The sequence below is a fragment of the Streptomyces sp. NPDC029138 genome (assembly GCF_055564375.1).
In genome coordinates this window covers 38,913-60,933 of the sequence record NZ_JBVHWM010000058.1, presented here as the reverse complement: position 1 = coordinate 60,933, position 22,021 = coordinate 38,913, and the positions used below count along the sequence as shown (strand labels likewise).

The following is a 22,021-nucleotide window of genomic DNA, read 5'->3' as shown; positions in this document are numbered from 1 at the left end:
GCGGCGTGACCTGGGAGGCACCCCTTCCGAGGGGGACCTCCGGGTCACCGTCGGGTGAACCACTGTCGTGGTGTCACGCCGCCCCGGCCGGCACCGGCAGCACGGCACGGACGGTGGTGCCCGCAGCCGAGGAACACGTCACCGTCAGTGTGCCCTCCAGCAGGGTCACGCACTCCGTCATGGCGCTCACCCGGGCATCCGCGCCCGGTCCGCGCGGCGGACACGCGTCACTGATCACGCTCACCACGAGGCCGGAGCCGATATGCGTCAGCTCCACCTCGCCACGGCTCGCGCCGGAGTCCTCCACGGCGTGGGCCAGCGCCTCCGCGACCAGGAAGTACACATGGGTCTCCACCGTCCGTGGCAGCCGGATCCGACCGGAGCGGACGGTCACGGTGACGGGAACCGGGCTCGCCGCCGCGAGCGCGGCGACGGCCGGGCCCACTCCGCGCAACTGGAGCACCTGCGGACACAGCCCCGCCGCCACCTCCCGGACCTGCGCGAGCGCCGCCTCGGCGTCCCGGATCGCGCCGTCGAGGAGTTCGGCAGCGACCGGTGAGGGAGCCTCGTCCAGCTGCTCGCGAGCCATCCGCAGACCGAGCAGGAGGGACACCAGTCGTTCCTGGGCCCCGTCCCGCAACACACGCGCGGCCTGGCGGCGTCGCTCCGCCGCGGCGTCGGCGGCGGACAGCGCCGCGGCGTCCGTGCCCTTCCGCCTGACGTCGCGGCCGCGCGTCGCGTTCTCGGCGATCGACTGTGATGAAGCCGTCATGACGTCACCTTGGCACCGGCCGTCCGGCGGCGACAGCACCCTCCGCTGTATGACCTCATAAACCACGGTTATGGCCTGGCTCGTGCGTCATCCGGGTCCCGGGGCCGGTCCAGATCGACCCGGTGCAGCAGGGCGAGCAGCACAAGGGTGACCGCCGCACTGGCCCCCGCGGCCAGCGCGTGCCCGCCCGCGTACGCCAGGCGCGGCACCGCCGGATCCCCGGGCGGCAGCCGGAACATCGACTCCACCAGCAGCAGCGCGCCGCAGCCGAGCCCGGCCAGCGCCACACCGCACAGCGGGGCGATCACGAACAGCGCGCGCAACGGTCGAGGGCGGTCCGCGACGGGACGCACCCGCCCGCTCCGCGCCAGGAGCGTGGTGAGCGCGCAGGCGACGGCCAGCACGAGCAGGTCGGCCCCGATGGTGTCACTGGGCCGGTGCCAGCCCGCCGCCACCGTATAGGCGCCGACGAAGGTCGCCCACAGCGCGCAGACGCCGACGGCGACGCCCCGCAACCGGTAGGGAACCACCAGGGTGAGCCCGAACAGCACGCTCATCGCGATGGTGGTGTGCCCGCTCGGAAAGCTGTTGCCCAGCAGCCGCTCCGGGGCGGCCACGAGATCCGGACGGCGCAGCACATACCGCTTCAGCACCTCGGCGAGCAGCAGGGAGCCGCCCACCGTACCGACGGCGACCACCGTCAGGACGAAGCGGCGCCGCGCCAGCCCGATCAGGACCAGCACCGCCACCGCCACGCCGAGCGAGGACAGGGTGATGTGATCCAGCATGCGGTTCGCGGCCCGGGCGGCGGCCAGGGTCTCGTCCTCGCGCCGCCCGGCCAGCACCGCGTTCTCCCAGCGCTGGCCGGTCGCCGTCCGCACGAACGCCCCGTAGACGCCGGCCAGCAGCAGCGCCGCGCCCGCGGCGGCGGCCTCCAGTCGCCTGCGCACACGCGCACCGAAGGGCTTCTCGTCTTTCCCACAAGGGCACACACGCTGATGTTAAGGGCAGCGCCCTTATGTCTTTCTCACTTGAACATGTGATGTGTCGGCGATGTCTCAATGTCTACCTTTCGAGGGTCCGTGCCCCCGGCTACGGCACAGCGCACTTCAAGGAGGCATCTCATGCGTGCAGTCACCTACGCCACCTGGCCCGCCTGCGCGGCCGCCATGGCCCTCGCGCTCAGCGCGTGCTCCGGGGGCGGGGGAGGTGACAGCGGCAGCGGCGGCGGAGACGCCGTACTCAGTTCCTCCTGGGGCGACCCGCAGAACCCCCTGGAGCCGGCCAACACCAACGAGGTGCAGGGCGGCAAGGTCCTCGACATGATCTTCCGGGGCCTGAAGAGGTACGACCCGAAGACCGGCAAGGCGGAGAACTGGCTCGCCCAGTCCATCGACACCAAGGACGCCCGGAACTTCACCATCAAGATCAAGAAGGGCTGGACCTTCTCCGACGGGGAGAAGGTGACCGCCCGCTCCTTCGTGGACGCCTGGAACTACGGGGCCAGCCTGAAGAACAACCAGAAGAACGCCTACTTCTTCGGCTACATCGACGGCTACGACAAGGTCCACCCCGAGAGCGGCAAGCAGACCGCCGACACGCTCTCCGGGCTGAAGGTGGTGGACGACCACACCTTCACGGTCAAGCTGAGCCAGAAGTTCTCCGGCTTCCCCGACACCCTCGGCTACGCGGCCTTCGACCCGCTGCCCCGTGTCTTCTTCACGGACCACGCGGCCTGGCTGAAGAAGCCGGTCGGCAACGGCCCGTACACCATCCAGTCGTACGCCAAGGGCTCGCAGATGTCCCTGCGGAAGTGGAAGGACTACCCCGGCCCGGACAAGGCGCAGAACGGCGGCGTGGACCTGAAGGTCTACACCGACAACAACACCGCCTACACCGACCTGCTCGCGGGCAATCTCGACCTCGTGGACGACGTGCCCGCCGCCCAGCTGAAGAACGTCGACAAGGATCTGAACGGCCGCTACCTGAACACTCCGGCCGGCATCATCCAGACCATCGCGTTCCCCTTCTATGACAAGGCGTGGAACACACCGGGCGCGGTGAAGGTGCGTACGGGCCTGTCGATGGCGATCAACCGCAAGCAGATCACCGAGACGATCTTCGACAAGACCCGTACCCCGGCCACCGACTGGACCTCGCCGGTCCTCGGCGCGGCCGGCGGCTACAAGGCGGGCCTGTGCGGCACGGCCTGCGAGTACAACCCCACCGAGGCCAAGAAACTCGTCCAGGAGGGCGGCGGCATCCCCGGCGGCCAGCTGAAGATCACCTACAACGCGGACACGGGCTCGCACAAGGAGTGGGTGGACGCCGTGTGCAACTCCATCAACAACGCCCTCGGCAACGACAAGGCGTGTGTGGGCAACCCGGTCGGCACGTTCGCCGACTTCCGCAACCAGATCGGGCAGCACAAGATGACCGGCCCGTTCCGCGCGGGCTGGCAGATGGACTACCCGCTGATCCAGGACTTCCTCCAGCCGCTGTACTACACGAACGCCTCCTCCAACGACGGCAAGTGGTCGGACAAGAAGTTCGACAAGCTCGTGAACGAGGCGAACGCCGAGACCGACCAGGCCAAGTCCGTGAAGCTGTTCCAGCAGGCCGAGGGAGTCGTCCGGGACAACATGGCCGCCATCCCGCTGTGGTACCAGAACGGCAGCGCCGGTTGGTCGAGCCGCCTGTCGCATGTGGCGCTCAACCCGTTCAGCGTGCCCGTCTACGACGAGATCAAGGTGAGCTGAGCCGCCATGGGGCGTTATGTCGTCCGGCGACTGCTCCAGATGGTGCCGGTGTTCGTCGGGTCCACCCTGCTGATCTTCCTCATGGTCAACGTGATGGGCGATCCCGTCGCGGGCCTGTGCGGGGAGCGGGCGTGCGACCCGGCGACGGCGGCGCAGCTGAAGCGGGAGTTCGGCTTGGACAAGCCGGTCTGGCAGCAGTACCTCACCTACATGGGGCACCTGTTCACCGGCGACTTCGGTACGGCGTTCAACGGGCAGAAGGTCACCGAGCTGATGGGCACGGCGTTCCCCGTCACCATCCGGCTCACGATCGTGGCGTTCCTGTTCGAGATCGTCATCGGCATCACGCTCGGCGTGCTGACCGGCCTCAGGCGCGGCCGGCCCGTCGACACGGCCGTCCTGCTGATCACGCTCGTCGTCATCTCCGTCCCCACCTTCGTCACTGGTCTGCTGCTCCAGCTGCTCCTCGGCGTGCAGTGGGCCTGGATCGAGCCGTCCGTCTCCCCGGAGGCGCCTTTCGGCGAGCTGATCGTGCCGGGTCTGGTCCTGGCCTCCGTGTCCCTGGCCTACGTCACCCGGCTGACGCGGACCTCGATCGCGGAGAACAAGCGCGCCGACTACGTCCGTACGGCCGTCGCCAAGGGCCTGCCCCGGCGCCGGGTCGTCGTCCGGCACCTGCTGCGCAACTCGCTCATCCCCGTGGTCACGTTCATCGGCACGGACATCGGGGCGCTGATGGGCGGGGCGATCGTCACCGAGCGGATCTTCAACATCCACGGGGTGGGCTATCAGCTGTACCAGGGCATCCTGCGCCAGAACACCCAGACGGTCGTCGGCTTCGTGACGGTCCTGGTCCTCGTGTTCCTTCTGGCCAACCTCCTTGTCGACCTCCTGTACGCCGTACTCGACCCGAGGATCCGCTATGCCTGAACAACAGCCTTATGAGGCCGAGGGCGCGATCGCCGGTACCGGGATGGGCGGCGCCATGGACCTCGCGGCCGACGAGGCCGCCGGCCTGGACAGACCCGCAGGAGGGCCCGGAGGCGGCGCACCCCGCTCCCTGTGGTCGGACGCCTGGCGCGACCTGCGCCGCAACCCCGTCTTCATCATCTCCGCCCTGGTCATCCTCTTCCTCGTCTTCATCTCGGTCTGGCCGTCGGCGATCGCTTCCGGGAACCCGCTCCAGTGCGACCTGGCCAAGGCGCAGGACGGCTCGGCTCCCGGGCATCCCTTCGGCTTCGACGGTCAGGGCTGCGACGTCTACACGCGGACCGTGTACGGGGCCCGTACGTCGGTGACGGTCGGCGTCCTGGCGACGCTCGGGGTGTCCCTGCTCGGGTCGGTCCTGGGCGGGCTGGCGGGCTATTTCGGGGGCCTGTGGGACTCGGTGCTGTCCCGGATCACGGACATCTTCTTCGCGATCCCGGTGGTCCTCGGTGGTCTGGTCCTGCTCTCGGTGGTGACCTCCAATACGGTCTGGCCGGTCATCGGGTTCATGGTGCTGCTCGGCTGGCCGCAGATCTCCCGGATCGCGCGCGGCTCGGTGATCACCGCCAAGCAGAACGACTACGTCCAGGCCGCCCGCGCGCTGGGCGCCTCCGACTCCCGCATCCTGCTGCGGCACATCACCCCGAACGCCGTCGCACCGGTGATCGTGGTCGCGACCATCGCGCTGGGCACCTACATCGCCCTGGAGGCGACCCTGTCCTACCTCGGCGTGGGCCTCAAACCCCCCAGCGTGTCCTGGGGCATCGACATCTCCGCCGCCTCGCCCTACATCCGCAACGCCCCGCACGCCCTGCTGTGGCCCTCGGGCGCCCTGGCGGTGACGGTGCTGGCGTTCATCATGCTCGGCGACGCGGTCCGCGACGCCCTCGACCCGAAGCTGAGGTGACGTTCACCGTGCTCCTCGAAGTCCGGGACCTCCACGTGGAGTTCCACACCCGCGACGGCATCGCCCACGCCGTCAACGGCGTCAGCTACGCCGTCGACGCGGGCGAGACCCTCGCCGTGCTCGGCGAGTCCGGGTCCGGGAAGTCCGTCACCGCGCAGGCCGTCATGGGCATCCTCGACACGCCCCCGGCCAGGATCACCGGCGGGGAGATCGTCTTCGACGGCCGCGATCTGCTGACGTTGTCCGCCGAGGAACGCCGCAGGGTACGGGGCCGGCAGATGGCGATGATCTTCCAGGACGCGTTGTCCGCCCTCAACCCGGTGATGACCGTGGGGGATCAGCTGGGGGAGATGTTCGTCGTCCACCGGGGCATGTCGAGGAAGGACGCGCGGGCCAGGGCCGTCGAGCTGATGGAGCGGGTGCGCATCCCGGCCGCCGCCCAGCGCGTCCGCGACTACCCGCATCAGTTCTCGGGCGGGATGCGCCAGCGCATCATGATCGCCATGGCGCTGGCCCTGGAACCGGCCCTCATCATCGCCGACGAGCCCACCACCGCCCTCGACGTCACCGTCCAGGCCCAGGTCATGGACCTCCTCGCCGAGTTGCAGCGCGAGTACCGCATGGGACTCATCCTCATCACCCACGACCTGGGCGTGGTGGCCGACGTCGCGGACAGGATCGCGGTGATGTACGCGGGCCGGATCGTGGAGTCCGCCCCCGTCCACGACCTCTACAAGGCCCCGGCCCACCCCTACACCCGGGGCCTGCTCGACTCCATCCCCCGCCTCGACCAGAAGGGCCGGCAGCTCTACGCCATCAAGGGCCTGCCACCGAACCTGACCCACATCCCGCCCGGCTGCTCCTTCCACCCCCGCTGCCCCATGGCCAGGGACGTCTGCCGCACCGACGAACCCCCGCTCCACGAGGTCTCCGACACCCGCACCAGCGCCTGCCACTTCTGGAGGGAGTGCCTCGATGACTGAACCGATTCTCCAAGTGAGCGGCCTGGTCAAGCACTACCCCCTCACCCGGGGCGTCCTGCTCAAGAAGCAGACCGGCGCGGTCAAGGCCGTCGACGGCGTCGACTTCACCCTCGCCAAGGGCGAAACCCTCGGCATCGTCGGCGAATCAGGCTGCGGCAAGTCCACCGTCGCCAAGATGCTGGTCAACCTGGAGAAGCCGACGGCCGGCACGATCCGCTACAAGGGCGAGGACATCACCCGGCTCTCCGGCAAGGCGTTGAAAGCGGTCCGCCGCAACATCCAGATGGTCTTCCAGGACCCCTACACCTCCCTCAACCCCCGCATGACGGTCGGCGACATCATCGGCGAGCCCTACGACATCCACCCCGAGGTGGCCCCGAAGGGCGACCGTCGCCGCCGGGTCCAGGAACTGCTCGACGTCGTCGGCCTCAACCCCGAGTACATCAACCGCTACCCCCACCAGTTCTCCGGCGGCCAGCGCCAACGCATCGGCATCGCACGCGGACTGGCGCTGCGCCCCGAGATCATCGTCGCCGACGAACCCGTCTCCGCCCTCGACGTCTCCGTCCAGGCCCAGGTCATCAACCTCCTCGCCCGCCTCCAGAGCGACTTCGACCTCTCCTACGTCTTCATCGCCCACGACCTGTCCATCGTCCGCCACATCTCCGACCGCATCGCCGTCATGTACCTCGGCCGCATCGTGGAGACCGGCCGCGACACCGAGATCTACGATCATCCCACCCACCCCTACACCCAGGCCCTGCTCTCCGCCGTCCCCGTACCCGACCCCGACGCACGCGAACACCGCGAACGCATCATCCTCACCGGCGACGTGCCGTCCCCGACGAACATCCCCTCCGGCTGCCGCTTCCGCACCCGCTGCTGGAAAGCACAGGACCGCTGCGCCCACGAGGACCCGTTGCTGGCCGTTCCGGCGGAGTTCCGCTACACCACCGGCCCCGCCGCGCACCCCTCGGCCTGTCACTTCGCCGAGGAGAAGCAAGTAGTGCCCCCGGAATGAGTCATGCTCACTCATAGTCACTGTTACAGTCGCAGGCATGAAAACACTTGACATGACGGATGCCGCCGCACAAGCGTGGCTCGAGAATGTCGCGGCCATCGCCGAAGCCCTGCCGGGAGGCCTGTGTGTGCGGGCCGAGCCGGGAATGGCTCTGCTGGGCAGTGGTGCCCCGCTCGCGTCGGTGAACGGTGTCTTCGACGTCCGTTCCTCGCCACGTCCCGGACTGATCGCCGGTCTCGCCGAACGCGCCGCCGATGAGATCGAAGTGCCGTGGTGCATCCAGGTCAGGGCGGAGCCGGATGCCGGGATGGCCGAGACGGCGGCCGCTCATGGCATGACGACCGTGGTGCGGACCCCGCTCATGGTCCGCGAGTTGGCGGGTCGTGGGCCACTCGGCGGCTTCGTCCCGCCCGCGCGGTTCGCTCTCAGGCACGTCGGACCCGAGGACAGTGCCGTCTTCGCCGCGGCTCTGGCAGCCGGTTTCGAGGCGCCGACCAAGGTGATGAGCCTGCTCGGAGGCGCCGAGGTACTGAGCCTGCCCTGCGCGACCGGATACCTGGCCGAGGTGGACGGCGAGGTCGTGGCGACCGGGCTGGCACTGCGCGCCGAAGGCTGCGTCGGCATCTTCAACATCTCGGTTCCGCCCGGGCGACGCAGGCAGGGGTACGGCGCCGCCGTCACCTCGGCGATCCTGGAGGCCGAACGGGAACGGGGTGCGCGACTGGCGTATCTGCTCTCGTCCGAGAAGGGACTGTCCGTCTACACGTCCCTGGGGTTCCGCACAGTGGAGCGGTGGACACGCTACACGGTGTGACATGAGTGGATGCTGATATCAGCTGTCTTCGGCAAGAGTTAAGCTCCTGACATGATACGTCGCCCCTATCACCATGGGGACTTGCCCGCGGAACTGCTCGCCCACGCCGAGAAGACGGTGCGCGAGAGGGGAGCGGGCGCCCTGTCCCTACGGGAAATCGCCCGCGACATCGGTGTCAGCCCCGCCGCGCCGAGCCGGCACTTCAGGAACAAGCAGGCCCTGCTCGACGCCTTGGCGCTGCGGGGCTTCGAACGGCTCGCCGCGGCGACCGAGGACGCCCGGAACGGCGCGGGCGGGACGTTCGCCGAACGGCTCGGTGCCGTGGCCCGTGCCTACCTGGGCTTCGCGCTGGCCAACGGCGCGCTGTTCGACCTGATGTGCCAGGCGGCCACGGGGGCGAGGACGTCAGCGGAGCTGCGTGAGGCCGCCCGGCGCTGGTCCGGGCAGCTGGTCGCTCTCGTCGCCGACGGGCAGAGCGGGGGCGAGGTACGGACGGGGGCGCCGGAACATGTCGCCCTTCCGGTGCTCGCGGCGCTCCACGGTTACGCCCGCCTGGCGGTCGGCGGCGTGTTGCCGACGGAACTGACGGAACACGGCCTGGACGACGTGATCGAGTCCGTCCTGCGGGGTTGCCGGCCCTAGAACCCTGAGCAACAGGCCCTCTCGGTGCCGGCGTTCGTCCGGCGTCCAGTGCCGTGCCCGCGCGTCCCCAGGTCAGCCGTACCCGCGCCCGCCCAGGTCAGCCGTACCCGCGCCTCACCAGGTCGTGCACCGCAGGCGCCCGCACGGCGCCCGCGACCCGCTGACCCGGGACGCCCCAGGTCAGCGCGGCGCCCCGCCCGGGAGCGGACCGGGCGCCGGCATGGAGCGTGGCACCGGTGTCCTGCTGCCCGCCAGCCAGTCGTCCAGCGCACGCGCCAGTTCGGTCAGCGGGGGCGGGACGTCGGGGGCGGAGCGGTCGGCGGCTTCCGGTTCGCACGGGTCCACCAGTCCCGCCAGACGCCGTAGCGCACGGGCCGTACCGGCAGCGTCCGTGCGCAGGCCGTCCGGCTGGTCCGTCACCTGCTGGGCCAGGCTGAGCGTGGCCGCCGACACCTGGTCCAGCGGGGCGGCGGCGACGCGCACGCCGCGGCGCTCGCCCGCGGTGCGCTCGTTCAACAGCCGGAGCAGGGCGACCGCGTCGCGAAGCGCAGCCGCGCGCCCCGGCTCCGGCCCCGCCTCGATCAGCCCGGCCGCCGCCGTGAGCACGGCGGCGACGGCTTCCCGGCGGTGCCGCACGGCCCAGCGCCGGGTCACCAGCTGACCGGCCGCGGCGGCCGCGGCGCAGCCCAGCACCGTTTCCAGAAGACGGTCGGCGGTGATGGTGAGCACCGCTGTCGCTCCGGTGGCGGAGGTCACGAGGAGGACCGAGAGAGGGGTGACGAAGACCATGGCGATGGCGTAGTTGCGGGCGACGACCAGCTCGATGACGAAGGTGAGCGCGGCGAGCAGGACGGCGATCGCGACGCCCCGCGGATGGGTCGCGGCCAGGGCGCCGGCGAGCAGACAGCCCACGGCGGTACCCACGCCGCGCAGCACGGCCCGGGTGTTCGCGCTGACGGCGTGACTGCCGCGCGCGAGCACCGCCGCCGCGGCGGCCATGGCCCAGTAGGGACGCCCCACCTGGCACAGCAGGGACGCGGCACCGGCGAGGCCCACGGCCGCTCCGGTCCTGACGGCCATCCAGGGCAGGGGCGAGGACGGCAAGGATCTCGCGGCCGACAGCAGCCGGTTCCCCGACGCGGCTTCCGCCGCGGCCGGCCGAGCGGACCCGCCGGCACCAAAGACCCTGGCGGCGAGCCAGGACAGAACCGTCGCACAGCAGCCCACGCCGGCGACGGCCAGGACCCGCAGCCCGGTGTGTCCGGGCGGGAGCCCGGTCCCGACCGAGCAGACCAGCACCGGCATCACGATGCCCGGCGGCCGGGCCTGGGCCAGCGCGAGGAACAGCGCGGCGACAGCCGCCCACAGGGCGGTGCCCAGCACGGCCAGCCGGTCGTGCCCGGCGAGTGAGCTGCCGATGGTCATCCCCACGGCGAGCGCGAGGGCGGCACCCGCCACCGCACCGGCCTCCTGGCGTGGCGTACCTCGCCCGCCGTACAGGGCGGCCAGCGCGCCCGTGCTGGAGACGAGACCGAGGACCGGCTGCCCCAGAGCCTGCCCGGCCAGGATGGGAGCGGCCGTACACACGGCGGCGATGGCGGCACTGCGGCGACGGGAGGGCATCGGGTGCAGGACGAACAGTTCCCGCAAGGGGCGTGGTGCCGCGTGCCGGTGTCGGCCGGGAAGGTGCGTGTGGATCATCGGGACCGGGTTCCTCGGAAGGCGGGCGTGGGACGGGCGCCGGACGTACGGCGGGCGGGCCGGTCGCCGAGGGACGGCCGTGCGGGCCACCCTCGGCATACCGGGCCGGCGGGCTCAGAGCGGGTAGACGGAGTGCCGGTCGGCGAGGGTGACCCAGCGCGTCTCCGTGAAGAACTCCACACCCCAGTCGCTGCCGAAGTGGCCGAAGCCGCTGTCCTTGACGCCGCCGACCGGGGCCTGGGGCTCGTCCGCGACCGAGTGGTCGTTGATGTGGACGTTGCCGTGCCGAAGCCGCCGGGCAACGGCGAGACCTGCACTGGCGTTCTCGGTGTAGACCGCGCTGGACAGGCCGTACGCCGTGTCGTTGGCCAGGTCGACGGCCTGGTCGACGGTGTCGACGCGGAAGATCGTCGCGACCGGGGCGAAGACCTCCTCCGAGTAGATCCGCATGTCCGGCGTGACGTTGTCGAGGACGGTCGCCGGATAGAACGCGCCCTGGGCGGGCCCGCCGCCGTGCAGCACGGTGGCACCCTTCTCGACGGCGTCCGCGACCAGAGCGGCGACCCGTTCGGCGGCGCGCGCGTTGATCATGGGGCCGACGAGGGTGTGCTCGCCCTCCGGGTCGCCCTGGCCGAGGGCGCGGACCTTCTCCAGGAAGGCCGCGACGAACTCGTCCGCTATGCCGCGCTGGAGGATGACCCGGTCGACGGACAGGCAGATCTGACCCGCGTTCATGAACTTGGCGACGGTGACGCCGGAGGCGGCGTAGGCCGGGTCGGCGTCGTCCAGCACGACGATCGGGTTCTTTCCGCCGAGTTCCAGGATGACGGGCTTGAGGTGCTCGCCGGCCAGCCGTCCGACGATCCGGCCGACCGGGGTGGAGCCGGTGAAGTTGACGCGGCGCACCCGGTCGTCCGCGATGAGCGCCTCGACCACGGCGGGCGCGTCGGCGCGGTCGTTGGTCACGACATTGACGACACCGTCCGGCACACCCGCCTCGGCGAGGATGTCGGCCAGGAAGTACCCGGAGGTGACGGGGGCGTCCTCGCTGGGACGGATCACCACCGGGTTGCCGGTGGCCAGGGCGACCGCGATGGCCCGGGTGCACAGGATCAGCGGACCGTTCCAGGGCACGAACGCGGCGACGACACCCGCGGGTTCGCGCACCGCCACGGACCACTCGCCCGCGACGTCGCTGGCCAGCAGCGAGCCGGTGGGACGGGTCGCCATGGTCGCCGCCTGCCGGATGAGGTCCACGGACATGCGGATGTTGAAGGCGGCCCACGTCCGGGTGCCGCCGGTCTCGCTGATCATGATGTCGGTGAACTCGGCGACCCGTGCCTCCAGCAGATCCGCCGCCTTCTGGAGCAGCCCGCGGCGCACCGACGGGGCGGTGCCGGCCCACCCGGGGAAGGCGGCGTGCGCCGCGTCGACGGCCCGGGTGACGTCCTCGGGGCCGGCCGCGGGCACCTTCAGGTACACCTCGCCGGTGACGGGGTTGAGGTCGTCGGTGGTACGTCCGGACAGGGCGGGCACATCCTTGCCCCCGATCAGGAGGCCGCGGGACGCGGTTGCGGTGGCGAGGTCGGTCATGTTCACTCCTTGGCATGCGGCGCGCCGGCGGCCCCGGGCACGGAGCCGGCCGCGCGAGGATGTGACGACTGTGTCAACCGCGCACCCGCCGTGGCTGTAGGGCCGGCCGCAGGTCCCGGAGCGGGACCGTCGTACGGGCGGCCGTGGCGGCCCCCAGGCGGGGGAGTGGGGAGAGCCCGAGAACGCGCTGCTCAGACCTTGTGCGTACGGCGCGTCCGATCAGCTCCGCCGGTCGTCTGTGCGGGGAAGAGGAAGGCGACCGCGAGGGCGGTGAACGCCACGACGCCCGTGGCGACGAGGTACGACAGCGCGTACCCGTCCGCCGGCGAACCCGTACTGCCCGTACGCGCGGCCGCGATCGTGGCGAGCAGGGCCAGTCCCACGGCCGACCCCAGCTGCTGGGCGGTCACGAACATGCTGCCGGCGAGGCCGCGCAGAGCCGGCGGGACGTCGGACGTGATCGCCACCGAGCTGGTGGGGAAGGCCAGTCCCATGCCGATCGCCGTCAGGACGATGCCCGGCAGGACGTGGGTGGCGTAGCCGCTGTGCGCGGTGAGCGTCGACAGCCACAGCTGGCCCACGCCGACGAACGCCAGCGCGAGCAGGAGCGTCCGGCGCAGCCCGAGGCGCGGCTGGACTCGCCGGGTGAGCAGGATGGACACGGCCATCACGAGCGCCGTCGCCGGGATCAGGGCCAGGCCGGTCAGCAACGTGGACATGCCGCGCACCCGTTGCAGGTACAGGGACACGAAGTACACGTAGCCCGCGACCACTCCGCCCAGCAGCAGCATCACGACCAGCGCCGTGCGCCGTGCCCGGTCCCGCAGCAGGGTCAGGGGCAGCATGGGGTCGGAGGACCGGCTCTCGACCAGGACGAACACACCGGTCAGCAGGACGGCGGCGAGGAGCGGGACGAGCGACAGCGCGCTGCCGAAGCCGCGCTGCTGGCCTTCGCTCAGTCCGTAGATCAGCGCGCCGGCCCCCGTGGTGGCCAGCGCGGCACCGGGCAGGTCCAGCCGGGCGGCGGCCGGTCCCCGGCGGTCGGCGGGGAGCCTGCGTGCCATCAGCCATGCCAGGACCGCGATCACCGGCGGGTTGACCAGCAGGACCGAACGCCAGCCCAGGTACTCGGTGAGCACCCCGCCCAGCACGATGCCCGCGGTGGCTCCGGCGGCGCTGCTGCCCTGGAAGACGCCGAGCGCGCGCGCCCGGGCCCGGGGGGTCGTGTAGGCGTCGGTGAGCACGCCGAGCGCGCCCGGTGCGACGAGGGCCGCGCTCGCTCCCTGCGCCAGCCGCGAGACCACCAGCATGAGAGCCGAGGTGGCGAGGCCGCCGGTGAGCGAGCTGAGTCCGAACGCCGTCAGTCCGACGAGCAGCGCCCGCTTGCGGCCGATCAGGTCGGCGGCGCGCCCGGCGACCAGCAGCAGCGCGCCGTACGTCAGGGCGTAGCCGGTCACCACCCACTGGAGTCCGGCGGCGGTGAAACCGAGCCGGCGCTGGATCGCCGGCAGGGCGACGTTGATGATGCTGAAGTCGAGCTGGAGCACGAACTGCGCGGCGGCGGCCAGCGCGAGCACCCAGGCCGTGCCCGCTGCCGCGGCCGTGCCGCTGTCGTTCGGGGACTCGTCCGGCCGGCCGCCCGGCTGGTCGTGGCCGGAGGCGGGACGGTACCCGGGGGTCGGGTGTGTCATGACGGAAGTCCGATCGGTGCGGAGCGCCGGTGGCCGGCGGGCGCGACGCGTGACGGCCGCGGTGCGCCGGTGCGGCTGAGGTGGCCGGTGAGGGGGTACGGCGTGCGACAGCGCTCTTACAGGACGGGGGCGAGGTCGAAGTTGTCGTGGAACAGGTTCCGCGGGTCGTACCGTCGCTTGAGGGCGACCAGCCGGGCCAGCGTGTCCGGCGGGAAGGCCTCCGCCAGGCGTTCGGGGCGGGTGTCGGTCTCGAAGCTCACGTACAGGCCGGACAGCTGGGAGCGCAGCGGCTCCCAGTACCGGTCCAGCGCGTCGGGCTCGCTGCCCATCGCGACGACCTGGAAGGCGGCCGACCGGTGCGCGAAGGCGGTGGCCGCGGGGTCGGCGTCGGCGATGGCGCCGCCCATCGCGCGCAGCTGGAAGAAGTACGACTCGCCGCTGGTGACCAGCCGGGCGGCGGCCCGTGCCGCGGCCGGGGTGAGACGGTCGAGGAGGCCGCTGCGGCTGACCGGTTCGCCGTACGCGGGGGAGGAGGAGCCGGTCTCCGAGACGACGTCGGAGTAGTCCACGAGTCCGATGTGCTGGGCCAGCAGCGGTGCGAGGTCGGCGAAGGGCTGGAGCCGGTCCCGGATGACACCGGGGTCCTCGGAGTCGACCAGGATCGCGCTCTGGGCGATGACCTTGCTGCCGTAGGGCTGACCGATGGTGAGGAAGGCCGTCGTGTCGCGGGGTGCCGCCCCGGCGACGGCCGCCCAGTCCTGGAGGAACTCGGCCGTGTCGGTGGCGTCGTGCACCAGGCGGGCGTGGCCGAGCAGTCCGACGGGCCCGGCGGTGAACTCGAACGCGGTGACGACGCCGAGGGCGAATCCCGCACCCCGGACGCCCCAGAACAGGTCCGGGTTCTCGTCCGCGCTGACCCGCAGCCGCCGCCCGTCGGCCAGGACGATGTCGGCGGCCCGCAGCCGGTCGATGGTCAGGCCCTGCTGCCGGCCCAGCAGGCCGATGCCGCCGGCTGTGGCCAGGCCGCCGACGCCGACCGCGCCGTGATCCCCCGAGGTGATCACCCATCCGCGCGGATGCAGGGCGGTCGCGACCGTGCCCCAGGAAGCTCCCGGTTCGATCCGTACCAGCCGGGTCCTCTCGTCGAGGACGTCGATCCGGTGCATCGAGGACAGATCGATGACGATGCCCCCGTCGTTCGTCGACCTGCCGCTGAAGCCGTGGCCGCCGCTGCGGACGGACAGCGCGACCGGCTGGGTGCCGGCGAAGACGACCGCTTCGGCCACCTCCCGGGCGTCGCGGGGACGCAGCACGAGCGCGGGCCGTCCGCCGCGCACGCGGCTGGAACGGAGGTCCTGGTAGGCGGGGTCGCCGGGAGTGACGGCGATGCCGGAGAGCCCGGCCGGGAGGCCGGCGAGGTCGATGGCGGGTGTGGCGACGGGGTTCACGGAGGGCTCCTGGAGAGTGCGGGACGGCTCAGGCGGCGCGGCTCTGGTCGGCGACTAGCTGCCGTGCGGCGGGGATGACGTGCTCGCCGAAAAGGCTGATCTGGTCGGGGGTTTCGCGCTCCGGCACGAGGTTGACCGCGTCGAAACGCTGCTCGGTGACGAAGTGGGCGATGATGCGGGCCCACTGGTCGGGGTTGGCGTGCACGGGCCGGCCGTTGGGCCCGGACAGCGGGACGTCGACGGGGGCCGTGGAGCCGGTGACGGAACCGACCAGCTGGATCACCCGGCGGATGTCCCGCGGGGAGCGACCGGCGGCGCGCGCGGCGGCGTCGATGGCGTCCTGCGCGGCCGGCTTGGTCTCGAACGGGGTGGCCAGCGGCGCGATCCAGCCGTCGGCCCGGCGGCCGAGGAGGTCCAGCATGCGGGGGCCGGAGGCGCCGAGCCAGATCCCGACGGGGTGGACGGGGGCGGGACCGGTGGCCACCGCGTCGAGGGAGTAGGTCTTGCCCGGGAAGGTGACGGAGGGGCGCGGCTCCCACATCGCGCGCAGCACCGTGATCGCCTCGTCGATCGCGTTCACCGTCTGACCGGGGGTCCAGGTGGGTCCGCCGAGGCCGGCGATCTGCGGCCAGGACCGGCCGCCGCCGAGGCCGAGGTCGAACCGCCCCCGGGAGAGGACGTCCAGGCTGGCCGCGGTCTTCGCGAGGAGGGGAGCCGGGCGGAGCGGAAGGTTGGCGACGTCGGTGAGGAAGCGCAGGGTGCTCGTCCGTGCCGCCAGGTGGCTGATGAGGACGTAGGGGTCGAGGAAGTCCGGGACGTACGGGTGGTCCTGGACGGCGGCGAAGTCGAACCCGCTGCTCTCGGCGGCCTGGGCGTTGTCGGTGATCAGGCCGTTGTCGCGGTGGGGGCTGAGGAAGACGCCGAAGCGGATGTCGTTCACGGAGATGTCCTTTCTGCGGGGCCGTACCCGGGCCGGGAGGGTCTGGGCGGGGCTCAGGAGGCGGCGGTGAACCGGCGCCGGGGGTGGCGGTTCTCCTCCAGTTCGTCGACGAGGACCGCCGCGAGGTCCCCTTCCGTGATGGCGCTCTCGCCGTCGGCGTTGACGACGGCGTCGTCGCCCGCCCGCACCAGGTAGTGGCCGGTCTTCTCCCCGGGGAGGAGGTAGTGCGGCGGGGGACTGAGATAGGTCCACTCGACGCCGTCCCCGGTGTCCCGCAGGATGCGCAGGGCCTCCGCCTGGGCGAGTGCCTCGGCCCTGAACCGTTCGGGGAACGCGGGCGCGTCCAGGGCCCGCAGGCCGGGGGCGATGTACAGGCTGCCGCCCCCGCCTACGAAGGCCACGCGCCGGACGCCGGCCCGGGGGGCGAGTTCGAGCAGCAGGGTCGCAGTCGCGGGGATGCGCGAGCGGTCGGCGGTGGTCCGGTCGGTCACCGCCGAGACGATGACGTCGCTGCCGGCGACGGCGTCGACGACCGAGTCCGGGTCGTCGAGGTCGGCGGGTACCGCGCGGGCCCCCTCCAGCGCGGCGAGCGCGGCCTGGTCGCGGCCGATGGCGACGACCTCGTGGCCCCGGGCGAGCGCCTCGCGGGCGATCGTTCCGCCGAGCCGGCCGGAGGCTCCGATGATGGCGATCTTCACGGCTGTGCCGATCCTGTCAGGTCAGATGGGTCGGGGGGCTTCGGTGACGTGGGTCAGCCGGTGGTCGAGCGGCGCCGGGCCAGGACGGCGACCGTGCCCAGCAGGACCAGGAGGACGCCGGCGAACCAGGTCATGACCGTGGTGGCGGAGAAGGAGCGGGTGGCCACACCGATGCCGACGGCGGGCGCGGTCAGGCCGAGGTAGGAGATCAGGAACAGTCCGGCGAGGGCCTCACTGCGCTTGGCGGGGACGGCCAGCGCGGCGACCGTGCCGAGGGACGCCTTGAACAGCACGCCCGCGCCGATGCCGGCCACGATGCCGCCGACGAGGAACGCGGCCAGGTTCGCGGTGTGCATCCCGATGACGAGTGTCGCGACACCGGCCGCCTGGGCCAGCAGTCCCAGCCTGCGCTTCGCGGCGGTGGTCAGCCGGGTGGTGAGGCTCTGCGCGGCGGCGGCGGCACCGAAGACGGCGAAGACGATCAGCCCGGCCAGCACGCGGGAGGGGTGGTGCAGCGCGCCGGCGACGAAGCCCGGAGCCACCGAGGTGAACAGGCCGAAGACGGCGAAGGACGCGAACCCGGCGGCAGCGGCGGCGGTGTATCCGGCGCGGTCACCGTGGTCGACCGAGATGCGCTGGGGCCGGTAGGCGGGCCGGACGAGCTGTTCCTCGACCGTCTCGGGCGTCAGGGCGATGGCGACGATGCTCGCCAGCAGCAGGGCGGCGAAGACGATGTAGGGGGTGCGCAGGGGGCCGGTGACCCACTGGGCCAGGAGGCCGGCGACGAGCGGTCCGATGCCGAGGCCGCCGATGTTGGCCGCGGTCGACACCAGCTCGAACCGCTGGGCGGAGGCACCGGGTCGGTGCGCGGTGTGCAGTTCGTGCAGGTGGGCCGTCGCGGTGGCGGTGACCATGCCGACGCCGAGGCCCGTGACGAGCCGGGCGACGAGCAGGACGGGCAGCGACGTGTTCGTCAGGAAGAGCACCGCGGCGATCAGCTCCAGGCCGATCGCGGGGATGAGGATCTTCTTGCGTCCGACCCAGTCCGAGATGTGACCGGCCAGGATGAGACTGATCACCACGCCGACCGCGTAGGCGGCGAAGACGACGGTGACCATGAAGGTGGAGAACCCGTCCTTCGCCATGTAGAGCGGGTACAGCGGCGTGGGGACCGTGGAGAACGCCATCGCGGTCAGGAAGGCGAACGCGATGAGCGAGAACCCGACGCCGTGGCGGCGGGCACTGGCACGGGTGCCGGCGGGTGCTGCCACGCGCGGGCGGGGTGCGGATATCGACTGTGCCATGGGGGACTCTCCAGGCTGAGGCGTTTTGCTTGAACGCTTAACAGAGTGGACCGCCGCAACTATCTCGTCCAACGAAACCTGGAGAGCGTGACGATCTCTGAGAGAGATACTTGAACCATGGAACTGCGCCAGCTCGAATGCTTCGTCGCCGTGGCCGACGAGGCGAACTTCACCCGCGCCGCGGCCCGCCTGCACATCGTCCAGTCCGCGGTCTCCAGCACGATCAAGAGCCTCGAACGCGAACTCGGCACCCCGCTGCTCGACCGCAACTCCAAACGCGTGCTGCTCACCGACGCCGGCGCCGCCCTGCTGCCCCGCGCACGCGCCACCCTGCACGCCGCCCGGGAAGCCGCGGACGCGGTGGCCGAAGTCCGCGGCGGACTGCGCGGCACCCTCCGGCTGGGGACGATGACCTCGGTCCGGCTGCTCGACCTCCCGGCGCTGCTGGGCGAGTTCCACCGCCGTCACCCCGGTGTGCTGCTCCAGACCAGCGCGGTGCCCTCCGGTTCCCAGGGGCTGGTGGACGCCCTCCTCGAACGGCGCCTCGACCTCGCCTTCGTCTCGGTGCCGGGGCCGTGTCCCGTCGGCGTCACGCTGACCGACCTCACGAGTTCGGTCCTCGACCTCGTCGTACCGGCCGGCCACCCGCTGGCCGGGCGCCGCAGCGTGTCGATCGCCGAACTGAGCGGTCTCGACTTCGTCGACTCCCCGGTGGGGTACGGCAACCGGACCGTGGCCGACCGCGCCTTCGCCGCCGCGTCCGTGCCCCGCCGCGTCGCCGTCGAGATCACCGACGTCGCCACCGGCGTGGACTTCGTACGGCACGGTCTCGGGGTGGCGCTGCTGCCCCGGTTCGCCCTCCGGGAGGCCGCGGACATCGCCACCCTGACCGTGAGCGACGCCGACCTGAACTGGCCCCTGTCCCTCGCCGTGCCGAGCGAGTACCGGCCCGGTGCGGCGGCGCGCGCCATGATCGCGATGGCCCGCGAGTTCGTGACCTGAGACGACCGGCCCGTTCGCGCGGCCGGACCGGCTCCGGCGCACCTGAGCCGGCCGATCCCCGTCATGCTCGCTCATCGCGTCAACGTACGGCGGTGTCATGCGTCGGCTCATGACATGAATAGGTGAAACGAGACGTCGACCAGCCTGGCTTCTCATGCGAAATACTCATGAAACATGCGGTGTCTGTGGTACCTTCAGCATCATGAGTATGGGTCTGGCCGAGCGTGTGCGGTCCGCGGTGGCCGCGCTCCTGCACGCGACCGGCGAGTCGCAGAGCGATCTCGGCGCCGCGCTGGGGGTGAGCCAGGCCCAGGTGAGCCGCCGTCAGTCCGGGAGCGCGGCCTGGAGCCTGGCCGACTGCGACGCGGTCGCCGCACACTACGGAGTGGACGTCCTCGACCTCCTGGCCGGACCCACCCGCGCCGTCGAGGCGCTGCCCGCCGCACGCCGCCGCCTCCCCGGTGGCCGCGCCACCACCGCCCGCCCCGCGGCCGTACCGGACGGGGGAACCCGATGACGGACTTCGACGCGATCGACGCCCTGCTCGCCGAGGCCAAGCAGGAGGCCCCGCTGCCGCCCGCCGAGGAACGGCGTGCCCTGCGCGAGGGACTGAACCTCTCCCGGACCCAGCTCGCGCGGGCCCTGAACGTCAGCCCGTCCACGGTGGCGGGCTGGGAGTCCGGACGGGACCCGAGCGGCGAAGTCCGGGAGAAGTACGCGTACTTCCTGAAGGGAGCGCGGACGAAACTGGGGGCGGCCCCGGCCGAGGAGCCGGAGGAAACCGAACCGACGGCCACCGCCCCGAAGGAAGCCGAACCGACGGCCGGCGCCCCGGTGGCCACCGCCCCGGCGGAGACCGACCAGCACCCCGCCCAGGACGACGCCGGCGATGACGACGTAGTGGCCCTGCCCACCCCCCAGCCCTGCGTCCTGTGCGGACAACCCGCCCGCCATGAGGTCGCCGGATTCCCCCAGCACCTGGACCCCACGCACTGCGGCACACCCGAGCACGCGCACACACCCGGGCACGCGGGCAGGCCCGAGCACAGGCCTACCTCGGAACCCACGCCCGCACGCCCGCCCGGCCCCGCCCACCCCCGCCGACAGACAGACGGCGGCAGCGGCGTGAAGGTCGTCCCCGCCGGTCGCCGGCTCAAGACCGCCGACAACCCGGACCTGATCGCCGCCGCCGTGTCGGCCGCCCTCGACCAGCACGGCGGCGATGTCGAGGCGGCCACCGCCGCGCTGGTCAGGCGGGCCATCCCGGACGCGATGGCGTTGCTGGACCAGACCCGCAAGGGCGGCCGGTACGACATCGTCGCGCACCCCTGGCTGCCCGATGTCCTGCGCAAGCAGACCTCCCGTGGCCCGGACCAGGTCTGGGAGGCCCGCCCCAAGTGGACCCGCCCCGAACTGCCGCCCGGCGAGCACGAGGTGACCGCGCTCGACGTCAACGGCGCCTACCTGTCCGCCCTCAAGACACATCTGCCGCTCGGCCAGCTGGAGCACTCCACCGGCAACCAGCACGACCGCCGCCGCGCCGGCGTCCACCTGATCACCCCGCCCGCCTGGGAGCACGACGCCTACCTGCCCAACCCCATCGGCAGCCGCGACGAGCCGGGCCCGCTCTGGGTGACCGAGCCGACCCTGCGCCTGCTGCTGCGCCTGGCGGGACCGAAGTACGGCCTGTGCGACCCCCCGGAGATCCACGAGTCCTGGACCTCCGGGGCCACCGAGGGACTGCTGGAGAAGTTCCGCGTCGCGCTGAAGGACGCCCGGGACGGCGCGATCGCCCGGAACGACGACGTGACGCTGGAGTACGTCAAGGCCATGTACTCCAAGTTCGTCTCCACGATGGGGGAGTCGAACTACAACCGGGAGCTGTACCGCACCGACTGGATGCACCTGATCCGCTCCCAGGCCTTCGCCAACCTGTGGTGGAAGGCGCACCGGGCCTACGACGAGGGGCTGATGGTCGTCCGCGCGATGGGCACCGACGAACTCCACGTGATCGGCGACTGGCGCGCGGTGTTCCCCGAGGGGCGCGGGGTCAGCGAAGTGAAGGTCAAGGACGTGTACAGAGTCGGCACCCCGGTGGCGGCCGACCAGGACGTGTAGCGTGACGCGTACGTGAGGTCGTACGGGGTCGAGGGGCGGTAGGAGACAGGGAGATGCCGGAGAGGACGCTCAACTTCGGTGCGTACGGGGCGCGTGGCATCAAGGGGTACGAGGCCGTCGCCCGGCAGCTGGACGCGCTGGCCGGATTCGTCGCCACCCCGGTCACGGCCCGGCGCGGCCTGCTCGCCCGCCTGCGTTACCTCACCCGCAGCGACCAGGCCCGCCAGGCGGCCCGCGAGGCCGGCCTGACCGTCACCGACCGCACGCTCAGGGCCTGGCTGCGCGGCGAACGGAATCCTTCGAAGAGGAACCTGGAGCGGATCGAGACGGCCTATCGCGCGGTCCGCCGCCAGAACGTCTCCCGCTACCTGCTGGCGCGGCTCAACCGCGAGGGCCGTGGCACCCGCGTGGAATTCCACCCGCTCAACCAGTCCCAGGTCCTCCGCCCCCGCCAGCGGGTCGTCTCCTACCGCACGCTCAACGTCCGCCGCTGGGACCGCATCGTGGAGGCCTGGGCGGCGGGTGACGCGCAGGCGCTGGACGACGCCTGGATCAACGACGCGGTGGTGGACCTCGGCTCCGAGTGGGGCCAGTACGAGTACGTCACCAACATCGGCTTCGCCGCCTGAGCCCTGCTGCCC

20 protein-coding genes are annotated in these 22,021 nt (G+C 71.8%); 11 read left to right on the top strand and 9 right to left on the bottom strand.

From position 1 onward, the window contains the following. Nucleotides 1–73: 73 nt before the first annotated feature. Complete coding sequence (locus ACZ4WH_RS32960) at nt 74–772, bottom strand: sensor histidine kinase (RefSeq protein WP_468187754.1); 699 nt, start codon at nt 770–772, stop codon at nt 74–76. 68 nt (nt 773–840) lie between these two features. Next, nucleotides 841–1,722: a phosphatase PAP2 family protein gene (locus tag ACZ4WH_RS32955; RefSeq protein WP_468187752.1), complete on the bottom strand. Its 882-nt coding sequence runs from the start codon at nt 1,720–1,722 to the stop codon at nt 841–843. A 174-nt stretch (nt 1,723–1,896) separates the two neighbouring features. Here ACZ4WH_RS32955 and ACZ4WH_RS32950 point away from each other — a divergent pair, with 174 nt between their 5' ends. The 7 genes from ACZ4WH_RS32950 to ACZ4WH_RS32920 are packed head-to-tail and all read left to right on the top strand — an operon-like array spanning nt 1,897 to nt 8,885. Beyond that, entirely contained in the window at nt 1,897–3,531 is a 1,635-nt protein-coding gene (locus ACZ4WH_RS32950; RefSeq protein WP_468187750.1) for a peptide ABC transporter substrate-binding protein, read from the top strand. A 6-nt stretch (nt 3,532–3,537) separates the two neighbouring features. After that, complete coding sequence (locus tag ACZ4WH_RS32945; RefSeq protein WP_468187748.1) at nt 3,538–4,461, top strand: ABC transporter permease; 924 nt, start codon at nt 3,538–3,540, stop codon at nt 4,459–4,461. After that, on the top strand, nt 4,454–5,425 hold the full coding sequence (locus tag ACZ4WH_RS32940; RefSeq protein ID WP_468187746.1) for an ABC transporter permease: 972 nt from the start codon (nt 4,454–4,456) through the stop codon (nt 5,423–5,425). Before ACZ4WH_RS32945 ends, ACZ4WH_RS32940 begins: the two co-directional genes overlap by 8 nt. An 8-nt stretch (nt 5,426–5,433) precedes the next feature. Continuing rightward, nucleotides 5,434–6,408 (top strand): ABC transporter ATP-binding protein, encoded by a 975-nt coding sequence (locus tag ACZ4WH_RS32935; RefSeq protein WP_468187744.1) that lies wholly within the window; start codon nt 5,434–5,436, stop codon nt 6,406–6,408. Then, nucleotides 6,401–7,429 carry an ABC transporter ATP-binding protein gene (locus tag ACZ4WH_RS32930; RefSeq protein ID WP_468187743.1) on the top strand — a complete coding sequence of 343 codons (1,029 nt, stop codon included), beginning with the start codon at nt 6,401–6,403 and terminating at the stop codon, nt 7,427–7,429. The genes ACZ4WH_RS32935 and ACZ4WH_RS32930 overlap by 8 nt, the downstream gene beginning before the upstream one ends. A 37-nt stretch (nt 7,430–7,466) precedes the next feature. After that, nucleotides 7,467–8,243: a GNAT family N-acetyltransferase gene (locus ACZ4WH_RS32925; RefSeq protein ID WP_468187741.1), complete on the top strand. Its 777-nt coding sequence runs from the start codon at nt 7,467–7,469 to the stop codon at nt 8,241–8,243. A gap of 51 nt (nt 8,244–8,294) precedes the next feature. Next, the gene (locus ACZ4WH_RS32920; protein ID WP_468187739.1) at nt 8,295–8,885 is read left to right on the top strand and encodes a TetR/AcrR family transcriptional regulator; all 591 of its coding nucleotides are present in this window, start codon (nt 8,295–8,297) and stop codon (nt 8,883–8,885) included. 180 nt (nt 8,886–9,065) lie between these two features. Here the strand turns inward: ACZ4WH_RS32920 and ACZ4WH_RS32915 are convergent, their stop codons facing one another. From ACZ4WH_RS32915 to ACZ4WH_RS32885, 7 genes are all read right to left on the bottom strand, one after another. Next, nucleotides 9,066–10,586 carry an FUSC family protein gene (locus ACZ4WH_RS32915; RefSeq protein WP_468187737.1) on the bottom strand — a complete coding sequence of 507 codons (1,521 nt, stop codon included), beginning with the start codon at nt 10,584–10,586 and terminating at the stop codon, nt 9,066–9,068. A 114-nt stretch (nt 10,587–10,700) separates the two neighbouring features. Then, nucleotides 10,701–12,179, bottom strand: coding sequence for an aldehyde dehydrogenase family protein (locus tag ACZ4WH_RS32910; protein ID WP_468187735.1), 1,479 nt, complete (start codon nt 12,177–12,179; stop codon nt 10,701–10,703). Between the two features lie 191 nt (nt 12,180–12,370). Further along, nucleotides 12,371–13,870 (bottom strand): MFS transporter, encoded by a 1,500-nt coding sequence (locus ACZ4WH_RS32905; protein ID WP_468187733.1) that lies wholly within the window; start codon nt 13,868–13,870, stop codon nt 12,371–12,373. Between the two features lie 116 nt (nt 13,871–13,986). Then, nucleotides 13,987–15,318 carry an FAD-binding oxidoreductase gene (locus tag ACZ4WH_RS32900; protein ID WP_468187732.1) on the bottom strand — a complete coding sequence of 444 codons (1,332 nt, stop codon included), beginning with the start codon at nt 15,316–15,318 and terminating at the stop codon, nt 13,987–13,989. Nucleotides 15,319–15,346: 28 nt separating this feature from the next. Continuing rightward, nucleotides 15,347–16,258 (bottom strand): LLM class flavin-dependent oxidoreductase, encoded by a 912-nt coding sequence (locus tag ACZ4WH_RS32895; RefSeq protein WP_468187730.1) that lies wholly within the window; start codon nt 16,256–16,258, stop codon nt 15,347–15,349. Between the two features lie 53 nt (nt 16,259–16,311). Continuing rightward, nucleotides 16,312–16,956, bottom strand: coding sequence for an NAD(P)-dependent oxidoreductase (locus ACZ4WH_RS32890; RefSeq protein ID WP_468187729.1), 645 nt, complete (start codon nt 16,954–16,956; stop codon nt 16,312–16,314). 53 nt (nt 16,957–17,009) lie between these two features. Further along, on the bottom strand, nt 17,010–18,260 hold the full coding sequence (locus ACZ4WH_RS32885) for an MFS transporter (protein WP_468187727.1): 1,251 nt from the start codon (nt 18,258–18,260) through the stop codon (nt 17,010–17,012). A 117-nt stretch (nt 18,261–18,377) separates the two neighbouring features. Between ACZ4WH_RS32885 and ACZ4WH_RS32880 the strand changes: the two genes are divergently transcribed. From ACZ4WH_RS32880 to ACZ4WH_RS32865, 4 genes are all read left to right on the top strand, one after another. Next, on the top strand, nt 18,378–19,262 hold the full coding sequence (locus tag ACZ4WH_RS32880; RefSeq protein WP_468187725.1) for a LysR family transcriptional regulator: 885 nt from the start codon (nt 18,378–18,380) through the stop codon (nt 19,260–19,262). A 202-nt stretch (nt 19,263–19,464) separates the two neighbouring features. Beyond that, nucleotides 19,465–19,779, top strand: a complete 315-nt coding sequence (locus tag ACZ4WH_RS32875) for a helix-turn-helix domain-containing protein (RefSeq protein ID WP_468187723.1) — start codon at nt 19,465–19,467, stop codon at nt 19,777–19,779. Then, entirely contained in the window at nt 19,776–21,380 is a 1,605-nt protein-coding gene (locus tag ACZ4WH_RS32870; protein ID WP_468187721.1) for a helix-turn-helix domain-containing protein, read from the top strand. The genes ACZ4WH_RS32875 and ACZ4WH_RS32870 overlap by 4 nt, the downstream gene beginning before the upstream one ends. Before the next feature lie 53 nt (nt 21,381–21,433). After that, nucleotides 21,434–22,009 (top strand): helix-turn-helix domain-containing protein, encoded by a 576-nt coding sequence (locus tag ACZ4WH_RS32865; protein ID WP_468187719.1) that lies wholly within the window; start codon nt 21,434–21,436, stop codon nt 22,007–22,009. The last annotated feature ends 12 nt before the right edge of the window (nt 22,010–22,021 follow it).

What these genes read in the sequence shown, in the direction of transcription:
- ACZ4WH_RS32960 (WP_468187754.1), bottom strand. Translation starts at nt 772, where the DNA reads ATGACGGCTTCATCACAGTCGATCGCCGAGAACGCGACGCGCGGCCGC.
- ACZ4WH_RS32950 (WP_468187750.1), top strand. Translation starts at nt 1,897, where the DNA reads ATGCGTGCAGTCACCTACGCCACCTGGCCCGCCTGCGCGGCCGCCATG.
- ACZ4WH_RS32945 (WP_468187748.1), top strand. Translation starts at nt 3,538, where the DNA reads ATGGGGCGTTATGTCGTCCGGCGACTGCTCCAGATGGTGCCGGTGTTC.
- ACZ4WH_RS32940 (WP_468187746.1), top strand. Translation starts at nt 4,454, where the DNA reads ATGCCTGAACAACAGCCTTATGAGGCCGAGGGCGCGATCGCCGGTACC.
- ACZ4WH_RS32930 (WP_468187743.1), top strand. Translation starts at nt 6,401, where the DNA reads ATGACTGAACCGATTCTCCAAGTGAGCGGCCTGGTCAAGCACTACCCC.
- ACZ4WH_RS32925 (WP_468187741.1), top strand. Translation starts at nt 7,467, where the DNA reads ATGAAAACACTTGACATGACGGATGCCGCCGCACAAGCGTGGCTCGAG.
- ACZ4WH_RS32920 (WP_468187739.1), top strand. Translation starts at nt 8,295, where the DNA reads ATGATACGTCGCCCCTATCACCATGGGGACTTGCCCGCGGAACTGCTC.
- ACZ4WH_RS32915 (WP_468187737.1), bottom strand. Translation starts at nt 10,586, where the DNA reads ATGATCCACACGCACCTTCCCGGCCGACACCGGCACGCGGCACCACGC.
- ACZ4WH_RS32910 (WP_468187735.1), bottom strand. Translation starts at nt 12,179, where the DNA reads ATGACCGACCTCGCCACCGCAACCGCGTCCCGCGGCCTCCTGATCGGG.
- ACZ4WH_RS32905 (WP_468187733.1), bottom strand. Translation starts at nt 13,870, where the DNA reads ATGACACACCCGACCCCCGGGTACCGTCCCGCCTCCGGCCACGACCAG.
- ACZ4WH_RS32885 (WP_468187727.1), bottom strand. Translation starts at nt 18,260, where the DNA reads ATGGCACAGTCGATATCCGCACCCCGCCCGCGCGTGGCAGCACCCGCC.
- ACZ4WH_RS32880 (WP_468187725.1), top strand. Translation starts at nt 18,378, where the DNA reads ATGGAACTGCGCCAGCTCGAATGCTTCGTCGCCGTGGCCGACGAGGCG.
- ACZ4WH_RS32875 (WP_468187723.1), top strand. Translation starts at nt 19,465, where the DNA reads ATGAGTATGGGTCTGGCCGAGCGTGTGCGGTCCGCGGTGGCCGCGCTC.
- ACZ4WH_RS32870 (WP_468187721.1), top strand. Translation starts at nt 19,776, where the DNA reads ATGACGGACTTCGACGCGATCGACGCCCTGCTCGCCGAGGCCAAGCAG.
- ACZ4WH_RS32865 (WP_468187719.1), top strand. Translation starts at nt 21,434, where the DNA reads ATGCCGGAGAGGACGCTCAACTTCGGTGCGTACGGGGCGCGTGGCATC.